The 25974-nt window shown below is 39.6% G+C and carries 23 protein-coding genes; 16 read left to right on the forward strand and 7 right to left on the reverse strand.

Annotation, left to right across the window (positions count from 1 at the left end; all coding sequences use genetic code 11):
• Positions 1-25 precede the first annotated feature (25 nt).
• From HNR63_RS04540 to HNR63_RS04550, 3 genes are all read left to right on the forward strand, one after another.
• Entirely contained in the window at positions 26-943 is a 918-nt protein-coding gene (locus HNR63_RS04540) for an aldo/keto reductase (RefSeq protein WP_181519939.1), read from the forward strand.
• 123 nt (positions 944-1066) lie between these two features.
• Complete coding sequence (locus HNR63_RS04545) at positions 1067-2755, forward strand: formate--tetrahydrofolate ligase (RefSeq protein ID WP_181519940.1); 1689 nt, start codon at positions 1067-1069, stop codon at positions 2753-2755.
• 134 nt (positions 2756-2889) lie between these two features.
• Entirely contained in the window at positions 2890-4092 is a 1203-nt protein-coding gene (locus HNR63_RS04550) for an MFS transporter (RefSeq protein ID WP_181519941.1), read from the forward strand.
• A gap of 36 nt (positions 4093-4128) precedes the next feature.
• On the opposite strand, the gene HNR63_RS04555 is transcribed toward HNR63_RS04550, so the two are convergent.
• Genes HNR63_RS04555 through HNR63_RS04565 form a run of 3 tightly spaced genes read right to left on the reverse strand, consistent with a single transcriptional unit; the run spans position 4129 to position 5740 of the window.
• Positions 4129-4833 (reverse strand): pirin family protein, encoded by a 705-nt coding sequence (locus HNR63_RS04555; RefSeq protein ID WP_181519942.1) that lies wholly within the window; start codon positions 4831-4833, stop codon positions 4129-4131.
• 11 nt (positions 4834-4844) lie between these two features.
• Positions 4845-5243: a DoxX family protein gene (locus HNR63_RS04560; protein ID WP_042533976.1), complete on the reverse strand. Its 399-nt coding sequence runs from the start codon at positions 5241-5243 to the stop codon at positions 4845-4847.
• A gap of 56 nt (positions 5244-5299) precedes the next feature.
• Positions 5300-5740 carry a MarR family winged helix-turn-helix transcriptional regulator gene (locus HNR63_RS04565; protein WP_181519943.1) on the reverse strand — a complete coding sequence of 147 codons (441 nt, stop codon included), beginning with the start codon at positions 5738-5740 and terminating at the stop codon, positions 5300-5302.
• Between the two features lie 290 nt (positions 5741-6030).
• Between HNR63_RS04565 and HNR63_RS04570 the strand changes: the two genes are divergently transcribed.
• The 7 genes from HNR63_RS04570 to HNR63_RS04600 all read left to right on the forward strand — a co-directional run bounded on the left by HNR63_RS04570 (position 6031) and on the right by HNR63_RS04600 (position 14346).
• Positions 6031-6618 carry a cell wall hydrolase gene (locus HNR63_RS04570; protein ID WP_181519944.1) on the forward strand — a complete coding sequence of 196 codons (588 nt, stop codon included), beginning with the start codon at positions 6031-6033 and terminating at the stop codon, positions 6616-6618.
• A 123-nt stretch (positions 6619-6741) separates the two neighbouring features.
• Positions 6742-7614 carry an ABC transporter ATP-binding protein gene (locus HNR63_RS04575; protein WP_181519945.1) on the forward strand — a complete coding sequence of 291 codons (873 nt, stop codon included), beginning with the start codon at positions 6742-6744 and terminating at the stop codon, positions 7612-7614.
• A gap of 10 nt (positions 7615-7624) precedes the next feature.
• The gene (locus HNR63_RS04580; RefSeq protein ID WP_181519946.1) at positions 7625-8419 is read left to right on the forward strand and encodes an ABC transporter permease; all 795 of its coding nucleotides are present in this window, start codon (positions 7625-7627) and stop codon (positions 8417-8419) included.
• A gap of 11 nt (positions 8420-8430) precedes the next feature.
• On the forward strand, positions 8431-9081 hold the full coding sequence (locus HNR63_RS04585; RefSeq protein ID WP_181519947.1) for a TetR/AcrR family transcriptional regulator: 651 nt from the start codon (positions 8431-8433) through the stop codon (positions 9079-9081).
• 132 nt (positions 9082-9213) lie between these two features.
• The gene (locus HNR63_RS04590; RefSeq protein ID WP_181520206.1) at positions 9214-11397 is read left to right on the forward strand and encodes a malate synthase G; all 2184 of its coding nucleotides are present in this window, start codon (positions 9214-9216) and stop codon (positions 11395-11397) included.
• Positions 11398-11454: 57 nt separating this feature from the next.
• Positions 11455-12219 carry an IclR family transcriptional regulator gene (locus HNR63_RS04595; RefSeq protein ID WP_181519948.1) on the forward strand — a complete coding sequence of 255 codons (765 nt, stop codon included), beginning with the start codon at positions 11455-11457 and terminating at the stop codon, positions 12217-12219.
• A 66-nt stretch (positions 12220-12285) separates the two neighbouring features.
• Positions 12286-14346, forward strand: coding sequence for a GDYXXLXY domain-containing protein (locus HNR63_RS04600; protein WP_181519949.1), 2061 nt, complete (start codon positions 12286-12288; stop codon positions 14344-14346).
• Positions 14347-14429: 83 nt separating this feature from the next.
• Here the strand turns inward: HNR63_RS04600 and HNR63_RS04605 are convergent, their stop codons facing one another.
• Positions 14430-15194, reverse strand: a complete 765-nt coding sequence (locus tag HNR63_RS04605) for a CAP domain-containing protein (RefSeq protein WP_085789475.1) — start codon at positions 15192-15194, stop codon at positions 14430-14432.
• Positions 15195-15420: 226 nt separating this feature from the next.
• Here HNR63_RS04605 and HNR63_RS04610 point away from each other — a divergent pair, with 226 nt between their 5' ends.
• The 4 genes from HNR63_RS04610 to HNR63_RS04625 all read left to right on the forward strand — a co-directional run bounded on the left by HNR63_RS04610 (position 15421) and on the right by HNR63_RS04625 (position 20672).
• Positions 15421-16821, forward strand: a complete 1401-nt coding sequence (locus tag HNR63_RS04610) for a PTS mannitol transporter subunit IIBC (RefSeq protein WP_181519950.1) — start codon at positions 15421-15423, stop codon at positions 16819-16821.
• A 190-nt stretch (positions 16822-17011) separates the two neighbouring features.
• Positions 17012-19087 (forward strand): PRD domain-containing protein, encoded by a 2076-nt coding sequence (locus HNR63_RS04615; RefSeq protein WP_181519951.1) that lies wholly within the window; start codon positions 17012-17014, stop codon positions 19085-19087.
• On the forward strand, positions 19088-19525 hold the full coding sequence (locus tag HNR63_RS04620) for a PTS sugar transporter subunit IIA (protein WP_181520207.1): 438 nt from the start codon (positions 19088-19090) through the stop codon (positions 19523-19525). It abuts the gene before it with no gap.
• A gap of 1 nt (position 19526) precedes the next feature.
• Complete coding sequence (locus tag HNR63_RS04625) at positions 19527-20672, forward strand: mannitol-1-phosphate 5-dehydrogenase (protein ID WP_181519952.1); 1146 nt, start codon at positions 19527-19529, stop codon at positions 20670-20672.
• Positions 20673-20698: 26 nt separating this feature from the next.
• On the opposite strand, the gene HNR63_RS04630 is transcribed toward HNR63_RS04625, so the two are convergent.
• Positions 20699-21091 carry a permease gene (locus HNR63_RS04630; RefSeq protein WP_181519953.1) on the reverse strand — a complete coding sequence of 131 codons (393 nt, stop codon included), beginning with the start codon at positions 21089-21091 and terminating at the stop codon, positions 20699-20701.
• Positions 21092-21234: 143 nt separating this feature from the next.
• On the opposite strand from HNR63_RS04630, the gene HNR63_RS04635 reads away from it, so the two are divergent.
• Positions 21235-22938 carry a two-component system sensor histidine kinase NtrB gene (locus HNR63_RS04635; RefSeq protein WP_181519954.1) on the forward strand — a complete coding sequence of 568 codons (1704 nt, stop codon included), beginning with the start codon at positions 21235-21237 and terminating at the stop codon, positions 22936-22938.
• A 41-nt stretch (positions 22939-22979) separates the two neighbouring features.
• Here the strand turns inward: HNR63_RS04635 and HNR63_RS04640 are convergent, their stop codons facing one another.
• Both HNR63_RS04640 and HNR63_RS04645 read right to left on the reverse strand, forming a co-directional pair.
• Positions 22980-23867 carry a response regulator gene (locus HNR63_RS04640; protein WP_181519955.1) on the reverse strand — a complete coding sequence of 296 codons (888 nt, stop codon included), beginning with the start codon at positions 23865-23867 and terminating at the stop codon, positions 22980-22982.
• 12 nt (positions 23868-23879) lie between these two features.
• Complete coding sequence (locus HNR63_RS04645; protein ID WP_181519956.1) at positions 23880-25130, reverse strand: sensor histidine kinase; 1251 nt, start codon at positions 25128-25130, stop codon at positions 23880-23882.
• A 73-nt stretch (positions 25131-25203) separates the two neighbouring features.
• Here HNR63_RS04645 and HNR63_RS04650 point away from each other — a divergent pair, with 73 nt between their 5' ends.
• Positions 25204-25944, forward strand: coding sequence for a hypothetical protein (locus HNR63_RS04650; protein ID WP_181519957.1), 741 nt, complete (start codon positions 25204-25206; stop codon positions 25942-25944).
• Positions 25945-25974 lie beyond the last annotated feature (30 nt).

Below are 25974 nucleotides of genomic sequence, written 5' to 3' on the forward strand. Positions count from 1 at the left end.
GAAGGTAAAAAAGGAGGATGGACAATTGAAACAAATGAACATTGGTAACTCTAGCCTAACAGCATCAGAAATTGTGCTAGGATGCATGCGAATTTCGGAAATGTCTGTTTCTGAGCTGTCGAGGTATATAGACGAAGCGATTGAAGCGGGAATTACGATGTTTGACCATGCGGATATTTATGGAAAAGGACGTTGTGAAGAGCTGTTTGGTGAAGTGCTTGCTTCTTGCCCGCATTTGCGCGAACGCATCCACATTCAAAGCAAATGTTCGATTCGTGATGGCTATTATGACTTATCAAAAGAGCATATTTTGACATCCGTCGACGGCATATTGAAGCGACTTCAAACCGATTATTTAGACATGTTGCTTTTACATCGACCGGATACGCTTATGGAACCAGAAGAAGTAGCAGAGGCGTTTGACCGTCTACATGCAAGTGGAAAAGTCCGTCATTTTGGGGTGAGCAACTTCAATAGTATGCAAATCGAGCTATTGCAAGCATATGTCAAACAGCCGATTATCGCAAATCAAATGCAGTTCAGTATTATGCATGCGAATTTAGTGACAAGCGGTATTCAAGCGAATACGCTATTTGACGGAGCGCCGAACCGCGACGGACATATTTTAGAATATTGCCGTCTCAAACATATTACGATACAGGCGTGGTCTCCGTTCCAATACGGCTTTTTTGAAGGAGTATTCATTGACAACGAGAAATTTCCGGAAGTTAATGAAGTGCTTGGGCGAATAGCGGAGGAAAAAGGAGTAAGCAAGTCAGCGATTGCCGTCGCTTGGATTTTGTGTCATCCAGCGAACATGCAAGTCATCATTGGTACGACAAACTCCGCTCGTTTAAAAGACATTTGCCAAGCAAGTTATGTGCAACTCTCCCGACAAGAGTGGTACGAGATTTATCGTGCGGCAGGTCATCGGTTGCCGTAATGAAGAAAACACTTTTTTGGCGATTAGCTGAAAAAGTGTTTTTTCCTTGTTTAAGTTCTGTCGTATTTTCATACTATCGTGCTAAAATAAGGGGGGATTATTTTCATACTGGGGGACTGAACGATGACAACGACGACGAAGATTAAAACGGATATTGAAATTGCCCAAGAAACAAAATTAAAACGTATTCAAGATATTGCAAGTGAACTTGATTTGTTAGAAGAAGAGCTTGAACCGTATGGGCATTATAAAGCAAAAATTTCCCTTCATGCACTAAAGCGGCTTGGGACGAAACAAGACGGTAAAGTCATCTTAGTGACGTCGATTAATCCAACACCAGCGGGAGAGGGAAAATCGACGGTTACTGTCGGGCTTGGTCAAGCATTACATAAACTTGGTAAAAAAGTGATGATTGCGATGCGGGAACCTTCTCTTGGCCCGACGATGGGAATAAAAGGCGGGGCGACAGGTGGAGGGTATTCACAAGTGTTGCCGATGGAAGACATTAATTTGCACTTTACTGGCGATTTGCATGCGATTACGACCGCGAATAACGCCTTAGCCGCGCTCATTGACAACCATATTCATCAAGGAAATGAATTACGAATCGATACGCGCCGCATCGTTTGGAAGCGAGCAGTGGACTTAAATGACCGTGCGCTACGTAAAGTCGTGGTCGGATTAGGCGGACCGACGCAAGGTGTGCCACGAGAGGACGGATTCGATATTACCGTTGCCTCTGAAATCATGGCGGTGTTTTGCTTAGCAACCGATTTGCAAGATTTAAAAAGACGTTTAGCAAAAATGGTTGTGGCATATAATGTGGATCGTCAACCTGTTACAGTAGCTGATCTTGGCGTCGAAGGAGCGCTCACGCTTTTACTAAAAGATGCGCTAAAGCCGAATTTAGTCCAAACGGTAGAACATGTACCTGCACTTGTGCACGGTGGCCCGTTTGCCAATATCGCTCACGGATGCAATAGCGTCATTGCGACAAAAATGGCGCAAAAGCTCGGAGACTATGTTGTGACAGAGGCGGGATTTGGTGCAGATTTGGGCGCTGAGAAATTTTTACATATTAAAGCGCGAATGGGAGGAATTGAACCAAAAGCTGTTGTCATCGTTGCAACGATTCGAGCGTTAAAAATGCACGGTGGGGTAGGAAAACAACAGCTAGCGAGTGAAAATGTCGAGGCGTTAAAAAAAGGACTGGCCAATTTAGTGAAACATATTGAAACGATTCAAGTGTTTGGCTTGCCGTTTGTCGTTGCCATTAACCGTTTTATCACGGATACAGATAAAGAAATTCAAGCATTAACGGCATTTTGTGAAGAAAAAGGATATCCTGTATCGTTAACGGAAGTGTGGGAAAAAGGCGGAGATGGCGGAATTGATTTAGCTCGCAAAGTATTAGAAGCAATCGAAAATACAAAAAGCACGTACACTCCGTTATACGAATTAGATGAACCGATTACGGATAAAATTCAAAAAATCGCGCGTATTGTTTATGGCGCAAGCGATGTTTCTTTTTCCGACAAGGCGAAAAAGCAAATCGAACAATTTACATCGTTTGGGTGGGACAAGCTCCCCATTTGCATGGCAAAGACGCAATATTCGCTTTCCGATGACCCAACAAAACTTGGCCGTCCGACCGATTTCACGATTACAGTGCGCGAATTAAAACCGTCGATTGGCGCTGGGTTTCTCGTTGCCTTAACAGGAGATGTCATGACGATGCCAGGATTGCCGAAACAACCAGCAGCGCTCCAGATGAATGTCGACGAACATGGAAACGCACGTGGACTCTTCTAAATGATCAATCGGGAGAACAAGCGCTTTATCAGTAAAGGTAGGGCGCTTTTTTTATAAACAGGCAAAAAAATTGAAAGATTGACGGAAGGTATTATAATGTAAATATTCAATTTGTTTTCTAGGGAGAGAGGAAGATGCAAGCAAGCGTTGAACAACGTACAAATATGCAAACCGTCGTTTATCCGATTTTAATCGCCATTAGTATTGGTCATTTATTGAATGACGCGATGCAAGCCGTGGTGCCAGCGCTGTTTCCGATTTTAGAATCATCGATGCACTTATCTTATACACAAATCGGTTGGATTGCGTTTACGCTTAATATGACGTCGTCTATCCTACAGCCGGTTGTCGGATTGTTTTCCGATCGGTATCCATCACCGAGCTTTTTGCCGTTTAGTATGGGAGCGAGCTTGCTAGGGATGGTTGGATTAGCGTTTGCACCTAATTTTTTCTTTGTGTTATTGTCCGTTTTATTCATTGGATTTGGTTCAGCTATCTTTCATCCAGAAGGTTCGCGCGTCGTTTATTTTGCTGCGCGGGTGAGAAGGGGGTTCGCTCAATCCATTTACCAACTTGGCGGCAATACAGGTAACGCCCTCGCCCCATTGTTTACAGCGCTCATTTTTGTTCCATTTGGTCAAAAGGGAGCAGGTTGGTTTGTCATTGTTGCGGCGCTTGGGATGGTTGTTTTATTTTGGGTGTCCAAGTGGTATGCTGTTCAGTTGCATCAGCTGAAAAATCGTCCGAACAGAATGGCAGAAGGAAAGACACATACAAGCAAACGAATTATATTTGCCCTCGTTCTTCTCGTGTTGCTCGTATTTGCACGTTCGTGGTATTATGCAGGGATTTCGAATTACTATCAGTTTTATTTAATGAAATATTACGATGTTTCCATTCGTGAGGCGCAGCTTTATTTATTTGTTTTTATGATCGCAGGGGCGATCGGTACCGTTTTTGGCGGTCCGCTTGCTGATCGATTTGGGAGACGAAATTTAATTTTTGCATCCACGCTTGGTACGGCACCGTTTGCGCTCATTTTGCCATATGTGCCACTTCATTTCGTTTTGCCAATTGTTTTTGTCACAGGCTTTATTTTATCTTCTAGTTTTGCTACTTTTGTCGTTTATGCACAAGAATTGCTTCCAGGAAATGTCGGGATGGCTTCTGGATTAATTGTTGGTCTCGCATTTGGAATGGGGGCGCTTGGAGCGGTTGCACTTGGCAAAATCGCAGACGTGTATACGCTAAAAACACTTATGGTGATGTGTAGTTTTCTTCCTTTGTTCGGTATACTTACGTTTTGGTTGCCGAAAGATGTACGTGCTGCTCAGTAAAATTCAGCTTGCCCGTTTTCATGGGCAAGCTGGCCACTACGGTAAGTCAATGAGCATAAAACGGCTGTCTATGTTCGCTGCTATGTGCAATCGTGTGACATCTGTGATACGAGCGGCATCACGACGTTGTAAAACCGTATCATCATTTAACACAAGTTCTCCCTCAATAACAAACACATACATTCGACGTCCTTCTTGTTGGTGAAATGTAAGTTGTTTGTTATTTTCTAAATCGGATAAATACATGGTTATATCTTGGTGAATGTAGGCAACTTGCTCACCGGCTTGTTTTTTTGAAACAATGGGCAATAAGCGATTTTTCATATTTTCAACATCGTATGAAACTTGTTCGTATGACGGAGTAAGACCGTACGTTTTAGGTAAAAACCAAAGCTGTAGAAGATTGACTTCTTCCGTAGTAGACGGATTCATTTCTGAATGTACAATACCTGTTCCGGCTGTCATTCGTTGTACTTCACCGAATGAGATGATGCGATGATTACCAAGGTTGTCGCGATGTTCAAGTTGTCCTTTTAAGACGACTGTAACGATTTCCATTTCTTGATGAGGATGTGCGCCAAATCCGCGTTGTGGAGCAATGATATCGTCATTAAATACGCGCAATGGGCCAAAGTTCATATTTTTGCGATCAAAATATTCAGCAAATGAAAAACTAAAATAACTTTGCAACCAACCGTGGTTTGATTCAAATCGTTCATGTGCGGGATATACGTGAATCATGGTGTGCCTCCTTATTTGATAAGTGCATCAAGTGAATAGTCGCCTGCGCCAATAAGTGCAACGCCAATGACAACCACAATTAAAATAAGATTATATTCAAATCCATTTTGTGTGATCCAAAATCCATTTGGTGCATGTACTTTTACAATGGCGATGAACATCGTTGCAGCAATTAACAAAGCTGCAAATGGGGTGAACAGCCCAAGCGCAAACAATAACCCTCCAACGAATTCAGCTAGGCCAGCAATGAGAGCCATTGTCATCCCCGGCTTTAGTCCAATAGATTCAAGCCATCCTCCCGTTCCTTTTAAGCCATATCCTCCAAACCATCCGAATAATTTTTGAGCACCGTGACCCATAAAAGTTAAACCGACAGCTAGACGAATAAGTAAAATACCGATGTGCATCATAATTATTTCTCCTTTCATATATCTTGATTTCAAGATAAAAGTTGTGCGATAGGCCTTTAAAAAGGCGCTAATGAAAGACCTATCTTTTTGAGCAAGTGAATCGCTATTTCTTTTTCATCTGTGGATAAAGATTGGAAAATTTCCGACATTTTTTGTGCATGCTGTGGGAAAATGTGATCCATTAGTGTCCTTCCTTCTTCTGTAATGACAGCGTACGTAATTCGGCGGTCCTTTTCACAACGTTGCCGGACGATATATCCTTTTTCTTCGAGTTTGTCGATAACGTATGTCATGCTTCCACTTGTAAGCAAAATTTTATCACCGATTTGCTGAATCGGCTGTGCTCCTTTATGATACAACAAATCGAGAACACCAAACTCCGTTGGATTTAGTCCGTAACGCTGAATGTCATGTTTTACATGTTCAGACACCGCCTTATGTGCTCTAGAAAGGACAATGAATAGTTTTAATGATAATGTTTGATCGTTTTGGCTCATATGCATCAACCTTTATCTTGATTTCAAGATAATTATAAACTTACGAAAAGTAAGTTGTCAATATATATAATTTTTATTTGTTTGTTGTGATGATCGTCACATGATCATTGTGATTTTGAAAAAGCTGTGACAAACAGTAAGAGGATATTGAGTGTGAATGAATCATTTTCCATATATCTTTTGGAATGTTGAGCGTCATATCGTTTGAGAGATTTTCCAACAATTAGATAATGATAGATTAATAAATCTCTGCTAGTCTTGTAAGCGAGCAACAGACTAGGAGGGATAACATGAGGAAATTACTAGCACTTGCTTCTCTGTTTGTAGCTACCATCTTTGTCTCAACAACTGAAACTTTTGCGCAAACGACAGTTCATTATGTCAAGCAAGGGGAGACGTTTTGGACGATCGCAAAACATTACAATGTTCCATTGCTAGAGTTACAACGAATCAATCAAAAACAAACAGATGTTTTATTTGTTGGAGAAACGTTACGCATCCCACAACCCATTTCTCAGGCTGATAAAGATTTATTAGCTCGTCTTGTTCATGCAGAAGCAAAAGGAGAGCCATTCGCAGGAAAAGTAGCGGTAGCAACCGTGGTGTTGAATCGTGTTGATCATCCGAATTTTCCAAACACTATTCGCCAAGTCATTTATGATCGTTCCGGAGGATATTACGCATTTACTCCTGTACAAAATGGTGAAATTAATAAGCCGGCAGATCGTGAAGCATATCGAGCGGTCGAAGAAGCCATTGCTTTTCGCGGTTTAGGAAGCGGGTCGCTGTATTTTTATAATCCAAAAACGGCGAAAAGCGAATGGATCCGCTCACGACAAGTAACTGTGATCATTGGAAACCATGTATTTGCGAAATAATCCAATCCCTCTACGTGTGTAGGGGGGATTATTTTTTATCTTTAATTGACTAACCAGTCAAAATCCTATATAATGGAATTGACTTACTAGTCAATAAATGAGTGATGTCGGGGAGGCGGAATAATGGGCATTGTTGATGTTAAACAGTTAACGAAAATGTATAAAAACAATCGAGGAATTGAACATGTTACATTTTCGATTGAGGAAGGAGAAATTTTTGGATTTATTGGACCGAATGGGGCGGGAAAAAGCACAACGATTCGTACATTGCTGAATTTCATTTATCCAACGAGCGGTAGTGCTACAATTTTCGGAAAAGATATTGTGAAAGATGCAAAAGAAATTCGGAGGCATGTCGGCTACTTACCTTCTGAAGTGCATTACTATGATGATATGAAAGTAATTGACTTATTGACGTATTCGGCATCATTTTACAAAGTGTCGGATCGACGATTGAAACAGTTAGCTGAACGTCTTGATTTAGATATCTATAAAAAAATTGAAGATTTATCATTTGGAAATCGAAAAAAAGTCGGTATCGTTCAAGCGCTTTTGCACGAACCAAAATTGTTCATTTTAGATGAGCCAACAGGTGGATTAGATCCGCTTATGCAGCATACATTTTTTGAACTTCTTTTGGAAGAACGGAAAAAAGGGGTGACGATTTTCTTCTCCTCACACATTCTTTCTGAGGTACAAAAACTTTGCGATCGTGTAGCAATTATTAAAGGAGGAAAATTAATTCAAGTGGAAACGATTGAACATTTAACGAAAAACCATTTGAAACATGTGACGGTCGTGTTTGAAGAAGGGCAATATACTTTATTTGATTTAGCAGGTGTTGTAAAAAAAGAAATGAACGGCAATGAAATGACGATGCTATATAAAGGAGATATGAATGAACTGATCGCCCTATTGCACAGCTTGCGCATAAAAGATGTGTCGATTAGCGAGCCATCTTTAGAAGATGTGTTTATGCACTATTACGAAAAGTGAGGGATGAACGATGTTTAAACGTGAATGGAAGAGAAATGCAAAGTCTTTAATGATTTGGAGTATCGTACTTGGCGGTCTTGTCCTTTTAACGCTAAGTATTTTCCCACAGTTTGCGGAGCAGCAAAAAGAAGTAACGAAACTTCTTCAATCATTGCCACCAGCGATGATTAAGGCGTTTGGGATGGATCAACTAAGCATTGGCGATTTAACAGGATATTACGGTGTTCGTGTATATACGATGACGACGTTACTTGGTAGCGTTTATGCAGCGATGTTAGCCGCAAACATCGTCGCAAAAGAGGAGAACGATAAAACGATTGAATTTTTACTCGCTAAACCGATAACAAGGAGAGAAATTTTAACGGATAAATGGCTTGTTGTGGTGGTGAATATCCTTATTTTAAATGCGGTTTCTTTGCTCGTCAGTTTGATTGGTTTTCAAATGGCTAAAGAATACGATGTTTCATTCACAGCTATTTATTTATTAACGTTGGCAACTGTATTCCTTCACTTTACTTTTGCGTCCATAGCATTTTTCTTATCAACGATGATGCGCAAAACGAGAAACGCATCATCGTTTGCCTTTGGACTTGTCTTTGTTACTTATTTTATGAATATGATGTCAAGTATTTCTGAAGATTTATCGTTTTTAAAATATGTGAGTCCGTTTAAATATGTCGATGCGGCACCGATTATTTATGATTTACAAATAGATCCATTGTATACAAGTTTAATGATTGTGATCATTATTTCAAGTATTGTTGCAGCATATGTAATTTATCAAAAGAAAGATATTGTCGTGTGAGGGGGATTTGATTGTACGAAGCGTTTGAAAGGCAACCAGAAGAAAAAAAGAAACTCATTATTCAAACCGTGATCGAAGAGTTTGTACAAAACGGATACGACAATGCATCGACGGATGTGATGACGAGTCGCGCTGGCATTTCAAAAGGATTGTTGTTTCACTATTTTAAAAGCAAAAAAAATTTATATTTGTATGTCGTTCATTATGCAAAACGGTTATTGACTGAAAAAACGATGGAAGCAGTAAATGAACTGAGATGTAGTGACTTTTTTGAACGAATAAAACAAATTGTGCTTATCAAGCAACGAGTATTTATGAAATATCCGAATGAAACACAACTAGTCATCGATGCAGTCGCTAATCCACCAAAAGCGGTGAAAAAAGAAATGGAACAACTACTTGCGACACATTACGAAACATATGCTGAAGATTTTCAATTGCAACATATTTTTTTAAAAGATCTTCTCCAGAAAGAAACATTGCGTGATGATGTATGTGCTGAAACTGTCGTGCGCATGACGATGTTGATCGTTGAACAATTATCGAATAAGTACATGCAACTGTATAAAAATCAAAAATATAATCCGATTCAACAAGGAGATTTGCTCGTACAAGAGTTAGATGAATATGTGAATATTATAAAATATGGGATTTACAAGTAAGGCGGGACTTTTCCCGCCTTTATTCATTATAAGAAAATTGTTGAAATTTTCTGTTTTTGTGTGGTATGATATTTTCGAGAAATTTGAAACGATGTTTCATAATACGCAACAAAAAGGGGAAGGGGAATGATGATGGGAGAATATGTACAAGTTGGACGTTTGCAAGTAGCAAGCATCTTTTATGATTTTATAACAAATGAAGTATTACCAAATAGCGGCGTAGATGCGAGCAAGTTTTGGAGCGATTTTGAGCAGCTGATTGAAGAACTCACACCGAAAAATAAAGCGTTGCTTGCGAAGCGTGATGAACTGCAAGAAAAGATTAATGAATGGCATAAGCAACATCGTGGGCAGTTCGATTTTGAAAAATATAAATCGTTTTTACAAGAAATCGGATATTTAGAGCCAGAAGTTGATGACTTTGAAATTACAACAGAAAATGTAGATGATGAAATTGCTAAGCAAGCAGGTCCGCAGCTCGTTGTTCCAATTACAAACGCACGTTATGCCCTTAATGCAGCCAATGCTCGTTGGGGAAGTTTGTACGATGCGCTATATGGGACAGATGTGATTAGTGAAGAAGGCGGTGCACAGCGAGGAAAAGGATACAATCCAGTGCGCGGTGAGAAAGTCATTACTTACGTCCGTGCTTTTTTAGATGAAGCGGTACCGCTTCGTGAATACTCGCATAAAGATGCTGTTCAATATGCTGTTGTAAACGGTACATTAACTGTCACAGTAAAAGATGGACAAACGACAACATTACAAGATGAAGAGAAGTTTGTCGGGTATCAAGGCTCACCAGAGCAACCGTCTGCTATTTTGTTAAAAAATAACGGCTTGCATATTGAAATACAAATTGATCGAACTCATCCGATCGGGCAGACAGATGCAGCTGGGATTAAAGATGTTTATTTAGAGTCAGCTTTAACAACGATTATGGATTGCGAAGATTCCGTTGCAGCGGTGGATGCGGAAGATAAAGTGCTTGTTTATCGTAATTTGCTCGGCTTAGTTCGTGGGGATTTAACAGCGAATTTTACAAAAGGGAATAAAATAGTGACTCGTGCCCTTCAACCGGATCGTGTGTATACGACACCAAATGGCGAAACGCTCACATTGCCAGGCCGTTCACTCATGTTTGTGCGAAACGTTGGGCATTTAATGACAAACAATACGATTTTGCTTGAAAATGGGGAAGAAGTGTATGAGGGCATTTTAGATGCTGTTGTGACGACTTTAATTATGAAACATTCGCTTCTCGGTAACGGAAAATATGTGAACTCAAGAAAAGGTTCCATTTACATCGTAAAGCCGAAAATGCACGGTTCAGAAGAAGTAGCATTTGCGAACGAATTGTTTGATCGGGTTGAAGACATGCTCGGTCTTGAGCGAAATACAATTAAAATTGGCGTGATGGATGAAGAGCGTCGGACAACGTTGAATTTAAAAAATTGCATTTATCAAGTGAGAGATCGAATTATTTTCATTAACACAGGCTTTTTAGATCGTACAGGCGATGAAATTCATACGTCAATGGAAGCAGGTCCGATGATTCGGAAAAACGAAATGAAGTCATCCACATGGTTACAAAGCTATGAAAAGTCGAACGTGGCGATTGGGTTAGCGACAGGTTTTCAAGAACGGGCTCAAATTGGCAAAGGGATGTGGGCGATGCCTGATATGATGGCGGAGATGATCAAGCAAAAAATTGCTCATCCGCAAGCAGGGGCAAACACAGCATGGGTGCCGTCACCGACTGCAGCAACTTTACATGCGCTTCATTATCATAAAGTTGACGTGTTTGCGGTGCAAGATGAGCTGAAGAAACATGTTAAAAACTATCGTGACGACATATTACAAATTCCTGTCGCGATCCATCCAACATGGACGCCTGAGGAAATTCAACAAGAGCTAGATAACAATGCCCAAGGTATTCTTGGCTACGTTGTTCGTTGGATTGATCAAGGTGTTGGTTGTTCAAAAGTTCCTGATATTCATAATGTTGGTTTGATGGAAGATCGAGCAACGTTGCGTATTTCAAGTCAACATATTGCGAACTGGTTGCATCATGGGATTTGTACGAAAGAACAAGTGCTTGAAACATTGAAGCGAATGGCCAAAGTGGTAGATGAACAAAATGCTGATGATCCGTTATATCGACCAATGTCAGCGGATTATGACAACTCAGTTGCTTTCCAAGCTGCGTGCGATCTCGTTTTCAAAGGATATGAACAGCCGAACGGCTACACAGAACCGATTTTACATCGCCGTCGTTTAGAAGCAAAAGCAAAATTTGCGCATGTAAAACAATAATGTGATGAGGGCATTCCATGTGAATGCCCTCGTTATGTACTAAAGGTGGGAAACAGCATGGAAAAAGATTCGTTTGTGAAATCAGTGAGTAGGGCGTTACAAATCATGGATATTTTAAGTAATGAACGTCATGGAATGGGTGTAACTGAAATCGCAAAACAAATAGGTATTCATAAAAGCTCGGTGTACCGGTTATTGTCCACACTTGTTGAGTATGGATATGTCGAACAAGACGAAGAAACAGAGCGCTATCAACTTGGCTACAAACTACTAGAAATGAGCTCAAAGTTGTTAGAATCGATGGATTTGCGAAAAGAAGCGAAACCGTATTTGCGTGAGCTGGAAAAATTGACAAATGAAGTCGTGCATCTTGTCGTGTACGATCAAGGAGAAGTCATTTATATTGAAAAGTTAGATGGGAATGAAACGTTGCGCATGCATTCGAAAGTTGGAAAGCGAGCACCAATGCATTGTACAGCTGTTGGAAAAGCGATTTTAGCACATTTGCCTAAGCATGTTGTTGCGGATATTTTAGATCGAAAAGGATTGCCACCACATACTCATTATACAATTACAGATCGTCAAATGTTGTTTCAAGAGCTAGAACGTGTTCGGCAACGCGGTTATGCGCTCGACTTAGAAGAAAATGAATACGGTATACGATGTGTCGCTGTTCCAATTTTTGATCATACGAAACAAGTTATTGCCGCAGTAAGTGTTTCCGGACCGACCATTCGTATGACAAATGAACGGATTGAACAACTTCACGCACAAATGAAAAAGATAGGTAAGCAAATTTCGGAACGGCTTGGATATCGATGAATGATGTATACGTTTGGCCTCTAGTCATAGTATAATGATAAAAAGGATGTTTAAGGAGGCCACTTTATGGCACAACGTGTTGTGAAAACAACATATTTGTTAGGGCTTTTGTTTTTGATCGCAGCGCTCGTTTATTTTTTTGCTTCTAATTGGCCTGAACTTGGGCGCTTGATGAAAGTCGGGATTAGTGCTGGGTTTATGATTTTGTTTTATGGCATGAGCGCCACGGTTTTTCGCCATCATTTTTTAAGTAAATGGTTGCTTATTTTTGGGGCGATAACATTTGGAATTTGTGTCGCATTAATTGGTCAAGTATATAACTCGCATGCGGATAGCTTTTTATTGTTTTTCATTTGGTTTATCCCTACGGCTATGTTTGCCATGTTTGCTCGCATTCCGTTTCTCTCTATACTCAGTTTCGGACTGCTACAGCTCACATTTTGGTTTTACTATTTTCCGTCTTCGTATCAAATTGAACGTGGAGAATGGTCATCGTTTTTTATTTTATTGCTTTTTGCCATAATCAACGGGATCATTTCATTTCTTGGACGTCCATCAATTGTTTCTGTTCTGGCTTATATGGCGATGCACAGTTGGCTATTCGTCATATTTATACAAGGGATTTCCATAGACCAGTTTCATTTTTGGCCATACGTATATGCTTTTATCTTCGTGTTGTTTTTAATATATGTAAGAAAACAACCGTATTTTATATGTACGGTGTTGTTTACAGGTATGTTTTGGGTTGTGCAATATTTTCGCTTTGTTGATCGGCATTTTGGTGGTAATTGGTATATATTTGGGCTTGTGTTGGCTGCCATCATCGTTTATACAGGCATTTATGCGCTTCGTTGGATGAAAAAGCGAAGCAACGGAAAAGTAGAGAAAATATTTTTTGTTGCTTTTCAAGTGATTGTCACAGGGGTTGCTTCCATTATTGTAGTTGGAAGTATATTGCAATTATTATCGTTTTGGTTTGATGTGTTTTCTCCCTATTGGTTGCTTAGTATATCTGTTTCTTTATTTGTTGTTCCGGGATTGCTATGGAAAAGATGGAACGATGTTGTTCGTTACACGTTGCTTGCGATTGGATATATCCTCGGTGCGTTTAGCGTAACAGAGGTTTCCTTTATCGTCATTAGTGTGTATATCGCTGTATTATTTATTGTTTCATGGCGAATGTCGGCGGGTGTACGAACGATGACGAATATGGCTGTTTCTCTTTATTTCGCCATGATGATGCTTGATGAGTGGAGCGACATTCGTTTCACGTTATTTACTGTATTTGTTTTTTACGGTATTATTTATTGGGTGACAAAACATACGTATGAGCGACTCGTTTTCCTCGTTTTTTCATTCGCTACGCTTCTTTTATTGACGAGTGCTGATTTAGTTGTGGTGGATTGGGCGTATGTTGTATGGAATATACTGTTTCTTGGTTTTGTTGCTTTTGTTCTCTTTTTCCGTACGAATGAAAAAGAACAAGCAATTGCTTGGTTATATATCTTTTTATTTTTAGCGTTAAAGTATTATGAATGGGTATGGAATTTATTGCATAAATCCATGACATTAGCCATTGTTGGAGTATGTTTATTGATCGTTGCTTCGGTCGTACAAAAAAGAAAGTCGATTTCATTATCTTTTCATGAGCAAAAATGGTTACCGCTTTTCGTCATCATCATGTTGCAAGTGGCTTTTATCACTTATGTGACGTTTGATAAAGAGCAACATCTTCAATATGGTCAACAAATGAAATTGCAACTTGAACCAGTCGATCCACGTTCGCTCATTCAAGGAGATTATGTCCGTCTTCAATACGAAATTTCAACAATTGAGGGAATGAATGAGTGGGGAAAAGCCCAAGTCATTTTACGGAAAGATGAAACAGGCGTTCATCGGTTCGTTGGTGTGTATTCGTTAAATGGAAAACAACGCGATTCGGATATGTATCGAGAAGGCGATGTATTAGTAAACGGAAATATATACGGAAATACAATCATTTATGGAATTGAAACGTATTTTGTTCCAGAAAAAACAGGAGGAGATATCCAACGCCATGCTCGTTTTGCCTATGTACGTGTAAGTAAGACAGGAGATGCATTATTAGAACAAGTGTCTGAACGGTAAGATAGGGAACCGCCGCCTCGTATGGAGACGGCGGTTTTTTTGATGTTCAACTGCCATTTCCTTTGACAGTGGTAAAGGAGACTTTACTTTCCAATAAACATTTGTGTCCAATAGTTTCCGTTTCCGTCAAATCCAACACCGATATGCGTAAAGTTTCGATTTAAAATGTTGGCTCGGTGTCCGGCGCTATTCATCCACGCATTCACTACTTCTTGAGGTGTCCGCTGCCCTTTCGCGATGTTTTCCCCAGCTGTTCGATAAGAAACGCCAAAATCGCGCATCATATCAAAAGGAGAGCCGTATGTTGGGCTTGTATGCGAGAAATAATTATTTTTTCGCATATCTTCCGATTTTTTCTGAGCGACCGAGCTGAGCTGCGCATCAGCACGTAAAGCTGGAAGCCCTGCACGAGCACGTTCTCTGTTTGTCAAATCGATGACTTGTTGTGCATATTGACTAATACTTGTTGTCGGTGTTGTTTGTCTTGGTTGCTGCTGAGTCGGTTGTTGTGTTTGTCTGTTCGGTTGTGTCGGCGTCACCTGATTTGGACGTTGATACGCATTTGGTGACGGCGTGTAAGGTCTTGGTTGCACATACATTCTTTGTTGTTCCGTTAACGATCGTTCAATTTGTGTGCGTAAATTGGCTGCGTCTTTCGGATCGATCGGAACAAATTTATAGCGCGCTTCTTGAATCAATATCGCTTTTGTATGGGGATATTGATCGCTTGATAGCGTCGTATGCAAAGCAGAAATGTTTGAACGGTTGTTCATATCCATTGCGTTGTTACAGCCAACAATGGCCAGTAAACTTAAGGCGGCAATGGATTTCGTTAGTTTTGTTATCATTTGTGCATCCCTCCTTGGCATTTTAATCGTTATGCATCATTAGTTTTTGCTGTTATGAAGCAAACTAATGATGGGAATGGTTGAGAAATGTTTTTTCCTCTTTTTGTTTTTAAAAAATGACAAGATTGTGACAGACAAAATGATATTTACTTTACATTGAATGTGACCTGTAAGCGCTTTAATATGAAGCTATAGCAAGACCAAATAAAAAAGAGGAGGAAGAAACATGGAAAATCAAACAGGTTTTCGTGTAAAAGTGCAACGATTTGGCAGTTATTTAAGCGGAATGATTATGCCAAACATCGGAGCATTTATTGCATGGGGAATTATTACTGCATTATTTATCCCGACAGGTTGGTTGCCAAACGAAACATTCGCTAAATTAGTTGGCCCAATGATTACGTATTTATTACCATTATTAATTGGTTATACAGGCGGAAAAATGATTTATGACATGCGTGGTGGTGTTGTCGGTGCAACCGCAACCATGGGGGTTATTGTCGGTTCAGACATTCCGATGTTTTTAGGTGCCATGATCATGGGGCCGCTTGGCGGATATGCCATTAAACAGTTTGACAAACTTGTTCATGGGAAAGTCAAACAAGGTTTTGAAATGTTAGTAAACAACTTTTCGGCAGGTATTATTGGTGGGTTACTCACATTAGTCGCTTTCAAAGGAATTGGTCCAGTTGTTTTAGGATTAAACAAAACATTAGCAGCAGGCGTAGAAGCAATTGTTAACGCGAAATTGTTACCTTTAGCAAACATCTTTATTGAACCAGCAAAAGTATTATTTTTAAACAATGCCATTAACCATGGTATTTTAAGCCCACTTGGTATTGAGCAAGCAGCAAAAACAGGAAAATCTATTTTATTCTTGCTTGAAACAAACCCAGGTCCAGGTCTTGGTATTTTACTTGCTTATTGGTTATTCGGAAAAGGGATGGCAAAACAATCAGCGCCAGGTGCGGTGATCATCCATTTCCTCGGAGGAATTCACGAAATTTACTTCCCTTACATTTTAATGCGCCCAGTACTCATCTTAGCTGCAATTGCCGGTGGTGTGAGCGGGGTGTTTACATTCACATTATTTAATGCAGGTCTTGTTGCAGTTCCATCGCCAGGAAGTATTTTTGCGCTACTTGCTATGACGCCGCGCGGTCATTACTTAGGGGTTCTTGCTGGTGTAATCGTTGCTGCTACCGTTTCTTTCTTAGTGGCATCCTTCTTCTTAAAAACATCAAAACAAGAAGAAGGCGATTTAGAACAAGCGACAGAACAAATGCAGCAATTAAAAGGAAAGAAAAGCAGCGTGGCTTCAGCTTTAAGCATTGCGGCGCCAAAACAAGTGAGAAAAATTGTTTTTGCTTGTGATGCAGGAATGGGATCAAGTGCGATGGGTGCTTCCATTATGAGAAACAAAGTGCAAAAAGCTGGACTTGATATTGAAGTAACAAATACAGCGATTAATCAATTGCCAGCGGATGCAGATGTGGTTATTACTCATCAAAATTTAACAGATCGTGCGAAAGAAAAATTACCAAATGCATACCACATATCTGTGGAAAACTTCTTAAATAGTCCAAAATATGATGAATTAATCGAGATGTTAAAAAAAGGTGAATAACGAATAAACAAAAAGGTAAGTGAACAGCTTACCTTTTTGCTTCTTTATTTAAAAAATGTCAACATGTAAAGTGACGAAAAAGCGCTTTCTATTTGTTGTTATTCGAGAAAAGTGACGGTAAAATTTTTCTTGAAAAGCAAACATGTTTTAAAAAAATGTCAACAATCGTTGCTAGATGGGAGGTGAGTGTGTGTATATATCAGCGAGAGAAAGAAAAATATTAGATCTTTTATTAGCGAACCCAAAAGGAATTACAGTAGGAGATGTCGCGAAGCAATTAGATGTAAGCGAACGAACGGTTCACCGTGATTTAAAAGGTGTTGAACAAGTTGTTGAATCGTATGATTTACAACTCATAAAAAAAGCAGGTGTTGGTATTCAAATCGTCGGAGAAGAAGAAAAAAAGCGACAGCTACAAATGCATGTATTTCGTTTATCACATACGGAATATACACCTGAAGAGCGGCAAACGATGATTTTAATTGCTTTATTAGAATCAGGGGAACCGGTGAAGTTAGTCTCTCTTGCGAATGATTTAAACGTAACAGTCGCCACGATCAGCAACGATTTAGACAAGATGGAAGAAAAGGTAGAAAAACATGGCCTTTCCCTCATTCGAAAAAGGGGATATGGGGTCGAAATATGTGGCTCCGAAGCAGCAAAACGTAAAATGATGAGTGAACTGTTATTTGATCATTTTGACGAGTCACAATTTCTCTCTTTAATGAAAGAGTCTATTCAAAAAAAGTCGACAGATTTAGTAAATACGGTAACAGAGAAGTTGCTTGGGCTTGTTGATAAAGAAAAATTGTTTATGATCGAACAACAAATTGAAGGAATGAAAGAAGATCTTCCATTTACGATTGCCGATAGTTCGTATATCGCTCTCGTTATTCATCTGGCGTTAGCCATTGAGCGCATTGTGCAAGGAGAGGCTATCCATTTTGATGCCCAACATTTGCAAGCGGTTCGTAAAACGAAAGAATATGAAATAGCAGGAAAAATCGCAAAAAAATTAGAAGAAGTTTTTCATGTTGTGATTCCCGAAGAAGAAATTGGTTACATCACGATGCATTTAATGGGTGCAAAGTTAAGAACTCGGCGTGGCTATATGTTAGAAGAGGCGAGTTTAGCAATCGCGATGAAAGCGCAAGAGCTCATTCGTTTTGTGAGCGATAAAATAGGGATTGATTTAACGGACGACTATCCGTTGTACGAAGATTTAATCGTCCATTTAAAACCAGCTTTATATCGTATACAGCATCATATGGGTATTACTAATCCGTTGCTTCATAAAATTATGCAAGACTATAGCGAATTGTTTCATATTGTGCAACAAGGTGTACAGCATGTATTTTCAGATATAACGGTGCCGAAAGAAGAAGTTGGCTACTTAGTTCTTCATTTTGCTTCAGCGTTATTGCGCGAAAAGAAAGGGTTACGTGCACTCGTTATTTGTTCAAGCGGAATTGGGACGGCAAAAATATTAGCTACACGTCTCAAACAAGAAATTCCAGATATTTCTCATATTGAACAAAAGTCGTTTTTTGACGTTCGACATATGGATGTGCACGAATACGATTTGATCGTATCAACGATTCCACTTCATACGTCGCAACCATATTTTCTTGTGAATCCGATGTTGCCAGAAGAGGAAGTTGTTGCAATTCGACAATTTCTAAAAACGAAAACGTTTTCTATGCGTTTTCGAAAAACGAATCCATTGAAAAAAGGGATTGAAAAAATTCGTTCGATTCACTTGGTAAGTGAGACAATCGTTCAACTGTTAAACAGTTTTTCGTTGCTCGAATTATCGTCCCATTCCATGAATGATGCATTAATGTATGCTTGCACACATCTTGAACGACATGGAGCCATTCGAACGAAAGGAATCGTCGTGAAGGAGTTGTTGCGACGAGAGGAAATCGGTGGATTAGGAATCCCGAATACTACTTTAGCGTTGTACCACGCGCGAAGCGAGGCTGTTTTGCGACCATCTTTTACGATGTATACACTAACACAACCAAAAACGATCGTCGGTATGGATCAGCAACCGATGCAAGTGAATCGTTTTTTGTTGTTGCTTGCACCTCAAGATGCGCAAGACGATATGTTGCAAGTGCTTAGTCATGTCAGTTCGCTCATTATTAAAGATGAAGAAAGTATAGATTTATTTTCAAAAGGTAATAAAGAACAAATTTATGCGTTTTTAAGCACACAATTAGAAAAGTTTTTTTACGAACAACTTCAACATCATAAGGAGTGAATCACAGTGGCAGTGTTAGCAAAAGAAAATATTGTACTAGATGCAGATGTAAAAACGAAAGAACAAGCGATTCAATTAGCAGGACGTATTTTAGTTGAACGAGGGTACGTAGAGGAGTCTTATATCGACAAAATGTTTGAGAGAGAAGCATTAATTTCAACATATATGGGGAATTTTGTAGCAATTCCACACGGTACGGAAGAAGCAAAAAAACTTGTGAAACAAGCAGGTTTATCCATTGTTCAAGTGCCGAACGGCGTTGATTTTGGAGGAGGAAATATCGTCAAAGTTTTAATCGGTATTGCAGGTAAAGATGGTGAGCATTTAGAAATTCTTTCAAAAGTTGCGATTGTATGTTCAGAAGAAGAAAACATTCAAAAAATGATTAAAGCAACGACTGAAGATGAGATTTTAGCACTATTAAATGAGGTGGAATAATATGTTAGCTGTCCATTTTGGAGCAGGAAATATAGGAAGAGGATTTATTGGAAGTTTATTATCTCAGTCAGGATACGATGTGGTGTTTGTTGATGTAAACGATAAAGTTGTACAAGCGTTTCAACAAAGAAGGCAATATGAAGTGATTATCGCGGGAGAGACGACAGAAAAACAAGTTGTTCGCAATGTATCAGCATTGCATAGTCAACATCAAAGACATGAAATTATCGATCAAATTGCGCGTGCTGACTTAGTGACAACAGCTGTTGGACCAAATGTATTACCGCTTATCTCACAGACAATTGCAGAAGGACTGCAAAAAAGAATAACGGTATGTTCTCAGCCTGTACATGTTATTGCGTGCGAAAACATGATTGGTGGTAGTGAGTATTTGAAGAAATATGTATGGGAACATTTATCAGAACAAGAACAAACATCTTTAAAAGATAAATGTGCATTTTTAAACTGTGCAGTCGATCGTATCGTCCCAAATCAAAGTCACGACGATCCGTTAACCGTTGTCGTTGAGCCGTTTTTTGAATGGGTCATTGAAACGAAAGAAGTGATTGGAGATATTCCACACATCATTGGAGCCCATTTTGTTGCTGATTTACAACCATACATCGAAAGAAAATTGTTTACTGTGAATACAGGTCATGCAATCGTTGCTTATTTAGGATATCGGAAAAAATATGAGACGATCCATCAAGCGATGGCAGATGGCGATATTTTATCGAATGTGACAAACGCTTTACGTGAATCAGGGCGAGTACTTGTTCATCAATACGGTTGGGATGAAGCTGAACATCAAGCGTATATTGAAAAAATTGTTCAACGATTTGTCAATCCTTCCATGACAGATGAAGTGACACGGGTAGCTCGTTCGCCAATTCGTAAACTCGGACCAAACGATCGGCTCATTCGTCCAGCGATGAAATATTATGAATGCTTTGGAGAAGTTCCTACATCTTTAGCCAAAGGAATCGCAGCATTGTTGTTATTTGATTATGAAGGGGATGCGGAAGCAGTACAACTTCAAGAAACGATAAAAGAATGCGGAGTAGAAGGAGCCCTTGAAACGTATGCGAAGCTCCCATCTGATCATCCGCTTGCGGTCGAAATCAAAAAACAAATGCTTTATATGTAGGGGGCCATCTTTATAGATGGCTCTTTTTACTTGGGTTTCTTTTTCAAAAGAGTGCGAATGATTTCGGCAATCACTCCGATAACAACGCCAAACAATGAAATAGTAAGAAAAGAAATGATGCTTGTTATATCGCTCCAGCCATCGTGCAAATCGGTAATAGAAATAAACAACATATAAATCATTCCAATGATGAAAAAAGCAAAAGATATGATAACAAACGTCGTTTTACCAAAAAAACCACCTATTCCGATGAGGCATGATAAAATGAGGGATATGATCGCAAAACCAACGAGTTGATTAAAGTCCATATCCATATTAAGCAATAAACGAGATACCACAAGCATACAAAGAAAGAGAAAAAACGAAAAAGTGCTAACGATATACCATTGTTTCGATCGACTTTTAGGAAGTTTAAACATCGTTGTCACCCCTTGATTATTTTCTTATATTATATCGCACCGTGAATTGGGCTGAACAGAACAATGAAGAAAATTGTCTTGTTGCTTATTTTTTTGTTTTAAAATAGAATGATAGAGTCAATTTTACATCATGGGTGAATGTAATGAAACGATTATTTGCGATATATGTGACGCTTATCTCGTTGCTTGGATGTGCATTATTTTTATATACATGGCCGTTTTCAGACGTGAACGTACAAAACGAATGGTTTTTGTTATTGTTGTTTGCTGGGGCTGCTGTTTTGCTTAGTAGATATACGATATATTTGCCGCCGAATGGAAATGCTTTTACGTTAGAGTCGTCTGTTTACCTTGCTTTGCTTTTTACTCATGGATTGCACTTTTCTTTAATCATACTTTTAATAAGCAGTTTTGTGATGTACTTTTGGTATCCACGAAAAACGTCATGGTTTAACCATGTATTTAATTTTTCTGTTTATACAATGATGATTTGTGGGAGTTATTATGCTTATATCGTTTTTGGGGGCGTTGTCGGGAAAGTTTCTATTTACGATTTTGGAGCCTATATTGCTTCCTTCGCTGCTTTTTTTGTTTTAAACGTATTACTTATGACCATATATTTTTCATTGCGCTCATCTACTGAGTTTCGTTTGATTTTGTTAAATACTATAAAAGAATTAATATATATTTATATGGTAGAATTGACAGCCTCACTGATCTTGGCCATTCTTTTCGTTTTTGATACTATATTCGGTTTGCTTTTATATATGTTTATTATGTTGCTACTTTCGGCAGTTTTTAGGCAATACTCTCATTTGTACGAGAGATTGGCAGACGATAAGGCGTACATTGAAAAATTACTTAACTCTTTACCGATTGGAATTATCACAATGGATGAAACTCGTTCGGATTATTTTATTAACAAATCAGCTATGTTATTACTATGCTTGGATCAAAGAAAAATAAAGGAGAAAATTAGAGAGGGATCGGAAGAAAACCGTTTGTTTTGGAATCTACTTACATCTCAAGATTCTTTTCAACAAGTAAAAATATCATATGACTCAGATGAGGGAAAAAGGGAATTTTTGGTATCTAAAACAGATTTAATTATTCCACATAAAGAGCCAATTGGACGTATTGTTTTCTTTCTCGATGTTACTGAAGCTGAGAAAATTTCTAGACGAATACATCAATCGGAAAAGTTGGCGTTAATGGGGGAAATGGCGGCGAAGGCAGCGCATGAAATTCGTAATCCGCTTGCGGTTATTCACGGTTTTTTAGCGTTTATGAACGAAAATTTACATGAACGCGATCGCGAACAATATCATATTCCCCTTTTATTAAAAGAAATTGATCGCATCAATGCCATTGTTGAAGATATGCTTCTGATCGCCAAACCGAGCGCCCCGGTGATGAAAGAGGCGTATATCGAAACGATCGTTCAAGATGTTCTTTCTCTTTTTCAACAAACGTTAGAGGCGAAAAATATACGCGTGCACGTGCGCCTTGATCATGTCCCGTTACAGCTTGATTCGAAACAAATGATGCAAGTGTTATACAATTTGCTTCACAACAGCATCGAAGCGATGGAAGAAGGCGGAACGATTTGCATATATTCCGATGTCGATGAAACGTACAACATGTACATGTACGACTCTGGAAGCGGCATTCCGACACATATGCAGGAGGCGATTTTTGAACCATTTATCACAACGAAATCGTCAGGGACAGGATTAGGATTAACGATCGTCAAACGAATTATTGAAAACCATGGCGGAACGATTGCGCTTCACTACAGCTCGGAACAAGGAACGACGTTTGTCATTAGGCTACCCATTCGACGGTAAAAGGAGTAAAGAAAAAGAGGTGTCCGTTACGGGCACCTTTGCTATATATTTTTTATTTCCATATAGAAGGCAGTTAAAAATTTTTTTACGTTAATTCGGCATTTTGTTGCTTTTTCCCCAGCTTCTAATTCTTGCATACGCAAGCGAATTTCTTCAAAATCAAACAAACGCGGGGCAAAATGCTCAAATGTCGGATTTGTGTAATCGGCTAACCCGAGTGACGATAAGTGTGTAAACGCTTGTAGCACCATGCGGCGGATGCGTTGTTCCATCGCACGTATTTCTTTTTGCACAAGTTGCTCTTCTTTACACACACGTTGAACCATTTGGGCATATAGCTCTTTCAATGGCGGCAAGTCGTGAATCGATCGCCCTTGTTGTTCTTGTTCCGAAAGCCAACGCATAATAGCTAATAAATCGGCTACCCCCGCTTCGCCAGCGATGCCTAAGATGAGAAGAAGCTGTCGTGCCTTTTGTTCAGTCGTCGCTTCATGGGTGGCGAGTGGTTGTTTCGTTTTTTCTAGCGTTTGCAATAGACGCCGAATGGAGTCAAGCGATGAAGCGACAGAAAGGTAGTCGGCGACTCGTTTTAAAACCGAGACGACTTCGTAACGGTTAATCGGTTTATGGATATATGTATCGATGCCGTGAAGATACGCTTGCCCAATCATTTCTTTGTTTTCTACTTGGGAAATCATGATAAATGGGCCGGTAAACCCTTGCGCGCGCAACTTTTTCATCGTTTGGATGCCATCAAGCCCTGGCATAAGCAAATCGATAAGCACGACATCGACAGCATATAGCTGATCGATCGATACATCTAGCCCATCCTCAGCTTGCCCCACAACTTCTCCAAGTCCGCTTTCATGAATCACTTTCTCTAACATTTTTCTTACAACCGCGTCATCTTCAATTAGAAAAAAGCGCATGGCATCCTCTCCTTATAGTTGTTTGCTAGGAATGCTTATTTGAAATTGCGTTTGGCCATTTTCGTCGGTTGTTAATCGTATGTTTCCATTGAAACTATGAACAATTTCTTTCGCGTGCGTTAGCCCGATGCCAGTGGATGGGTTGCCGTGTTCATCATATTTGGTTGTAAACCCAAGCTCGAACACCCAATCGCGCTCGTCTTCTGGGATTCCAGGACCGGAATCAGTGACGGTAAAGACGAGGTCGCCGCCATCAAGTTCAGCGCGAAGCTGAATCCATCCGGATAAGGGGATTGCCTCTACCGCATTGGCGACTAAATTATTTAAGACAGAAAGAAGGGCATAGACGTGCCTAGTCGATAAATCGAGATCGCACGTGAATTGAAAAGCAATTTCTTTTTTTAACAATTCCGCATATTTTTGATTCGCACGAATGACCATGCCGCAAAGCTCAGCAATCGACAGGTGCAAATCGCGCTGTTCTTGGTTCATTAATTCTGACAGGCCAGCTAAAATGCGCTGAGAGTCTTTTTTAACTTCGTGCACATGTTCTGCGATATAAAGCGCGGTGCGCGGTTCAATCCTTTCCCCGTCCATTAACGTTGTGTATAGCTCGTAGCTTTTGCGTGTAATGTCCTCCATATGGCTCATTGATTTGCGCAAATAAAACGCTTCTTCATAGAGGCTGGCGTTCATCATCACGAGCCGTTCGAGCTCTTGCCGTCTGGCTTCTCCTAACGTTTGCATTTGTTGAATCATCAAAATGTTATATAGTCCAACAACACAAAAACTTCGTAAAATTCCGAACAAAAGCAGCATAAAAATCGTTTCATGCGTGACAGCAATCGTTTCGCCCATTAGGTGGCGAACAAACAGTTCGACGATGTTTGAAGCGAAATCGATGCTTGCGCCAAGTAGTGCGACACGAATAGGCAGTTCCATAGAAGTGCGAATGCGACATAGGCGAACAAATAACGCAAAAGCGAGATAATAGCACGCAGCCGGCAGATGGGAAAGCAAACTGTCGCTCCAAGAGACATCTTTCATCAGCAGGTCGATACCTGTACGAAATGTTAAAATAAAAAGCCCTGTGAACAAACCCGTCCTTACAACCGGAACAGTTCGAAACCAAATAAGCCCGAAAAAGAAAACGGCGCTTCCGAGCGAAAACCGAAACGAACTTCCAAACGGATTCACTTTCATTTCTCCGAAAAAAGCGGTAGCTATAATGAGAAGGAAGATTGGTAGCATCCGTTCGCGCATAGGTGATCTCCTACTTTTTTCATTTTATTTTTATCGTATCAGCCGTTGGTTGTTATTGTAAAGATTGTTTTTATTGGAGTTTTTTAAACAAAAATACGAAAAAATCAAAAGAGCATATTGTAAAAAAACAATTTTGGATTATTATTACCTTAAGGATTATGATCTTGGAGGGATGACGATGCCTACCGTTTCTGTTAAGCAGTATTTTCAACAGAAACCAAATTCTTATGTCCCCACGATTGTAACTACAAAACCTTCTAGCTCTGTGACAGCATCAGTGTCATATACACCAGCGAAAGCAACGATTTCTAAAGATGTTGTAACGATTAGCGAGGCTGCTAAGAGAGCTTATGAACAGATGGTTTCTAAAAATCAAGCTTCTAACACGCTAACCAATCAAGTTGTTCAGCCAATTACCCCTTCGATACCTTCTTCAGTTAGCGTGTCTACTAACTTTAATCAACAGAAAGATATTGTGTACGGTATTAAAAAAGTATATCAAAGTGCAGTTTTCGGCAATGCTTCTCGCGCTTCAACAAATATAATCGCGAATAAAACGTCTCCTGCTGTTATCCAAGGAGCAGGGAATAAAGATTCAGGAAACTTTGAAATAAAAACAGCAACTAGCACCTCAACAAAGACAACACATCATGTGCAAACAGTTACAGTTCAAGCCTTAGCCAATAAAAAATTCGGATGCTACAGATGTAAAAACATTAGTGGAGCGATTAGAGGATTTAGAAAAACTCACGGATTCGTACTTGAGGGAGCTACAAAAGAATCCAAGAACGAACGTTTCACGCAAACCAGTTGAAATAAATGATTACAACCTAGAATTTATAAG

This window comes from Anoxybacillus ayderensis, from assembly GCF_013761015.1.
GTDB lineage: Bacteria > Bacillota > Bacilli > Bacillales > Anoxybacillaceae > Anoxybacillus > Anoxybacillus ayderensis.

Excerpts from the sequence above, each read along its gene's own strand:
- HNR63_RS04605 (WP_085789475.1), bottom strand. The coding sequence starts at position 15,194 with ATGATAACAAAACTAACGAAATCCATTGCCGCCTTAAGTTTACTGGCC.
- HNR63_RS04640 (WP_181519955.1), bottom strand. The coding sequence starts at position 23,867 with ATGCGCTTTTTTCTAATTGAAGATGACGCGGTTGTAAGAAAAATGTTA.
- HNR63_RS04610 (WP_181519950.1), top strand. The coding sequence starts at position 15,421 with ATGGAAAATCAAACAGGTTTTCGTGTAAAAGTGCAACGATTTGGCAGT.
- HNR63_RS04555 (WP_181519942.1), bottom strand. The coding sequence starts at position 4,833 with ATGATTCACGTATATCCCGCACATGAACGATTTGAATCAAACCACGGT.
- HNR63_RS04635 (WP_181519954.1), top strand. The coding sequence starts at position 21,235 with ATGAAACGATTATTTGCGATATATGTGACGCTTATCTCGTTGCTTGGA.
- HNR63_RS04580 (WP_181519946.1), top strand. The coding sequence starts at position 7,625 with ATGTTTAAACGTGAATGGAAGAGAAATGCAAAGTCTTTAATGATTTGG.
- HNR63_RS04560 (WP_042533976.1), bottom strand. The coding sequence starts at position 5,243 with ATGATGCACATCGGTATTTTACTTATTCGTCTAGCTGTCGGTTTAACT.
- HNR63_RS04645 (WP_181519956.1), bottom strand. The coding sequence starts at position 25,130 with ATGCGCGAACGGATGCTACCAATCTTCCTTCTCATTATAGCTACCGCT.
- HNR63_RS04595 (WP_181519948.1), top strand. The coding sequence starts at position 11,455 with ATGGAAAAAGATTCGTTTGTGAAATCAGTGAGTAGGGCGTTACAAATC.
- HNR63_RS04625 (WP_181519952.1), top strand. The coding sequence starts at position 19,527 with ATGTTAGCTGTCCATTTTGGAGCAGGAAATATAGGAAGAGGATTTATT.
- HNR63_RS04630 (WP_181519953.1), bottom strand. The coding sequence starts at position 21,091 with ATGTTTAAACTTCCTAAAAGTCGATCGAAACAATGGTATATCGTTAGC.
- HNR63_RS04600 (WP_181519949.1), top strand. The coding sequence starts at position 12,286 with ATGGCACAACGTGTTGTGAAAACAACATATTTGTTAGGGCTTTTGTTT.
- HNR63_RS04565 (WP_181519943.1), bottom strand. The coding sequence starts at position 5,740 with ATGAGCCAAAACGATCAAACATTATCATTAAAACTATTCATTGTCCTT.
- HNR63_RS04545 (WP_181519940.1), top strand. The coding sequence starts at position 1,067 with ATGACAACGACGACGAAGATTAAAACGGATATTGAAATTGCCCAAGAA.
- HNR63_RS04570 (WP_181519944.1), top strand. The coding sequence starts at position 6,031 with ATGAGGAAATTACTAGCACTTGCTTCTCTGTTTGTAGCTACCATCTTT.
- HNR63_RS04590 (WP_181520206.1), top strand. The coding sequence starts at position 9,214 with ATGGGAGAATATGTACAAGTTGGACGTTTGCAAGTAGCAAGCATCTTT.
- HNR63_RS04550 (WP_181519941.1), top strand. The coding sequence starts at position 2,890 with ATGCAAGCAAGCGTTGAACAACGTACAAATATGCAAACCGTCGTTTAT.
- HNR63_RS04575 (WP_181519945.1), top strand. The coding sequence starts at position 6,742 with ATGGGCATTGTTGATGTTAAACAGTTAACGAAAATGTATAAAAACAAT.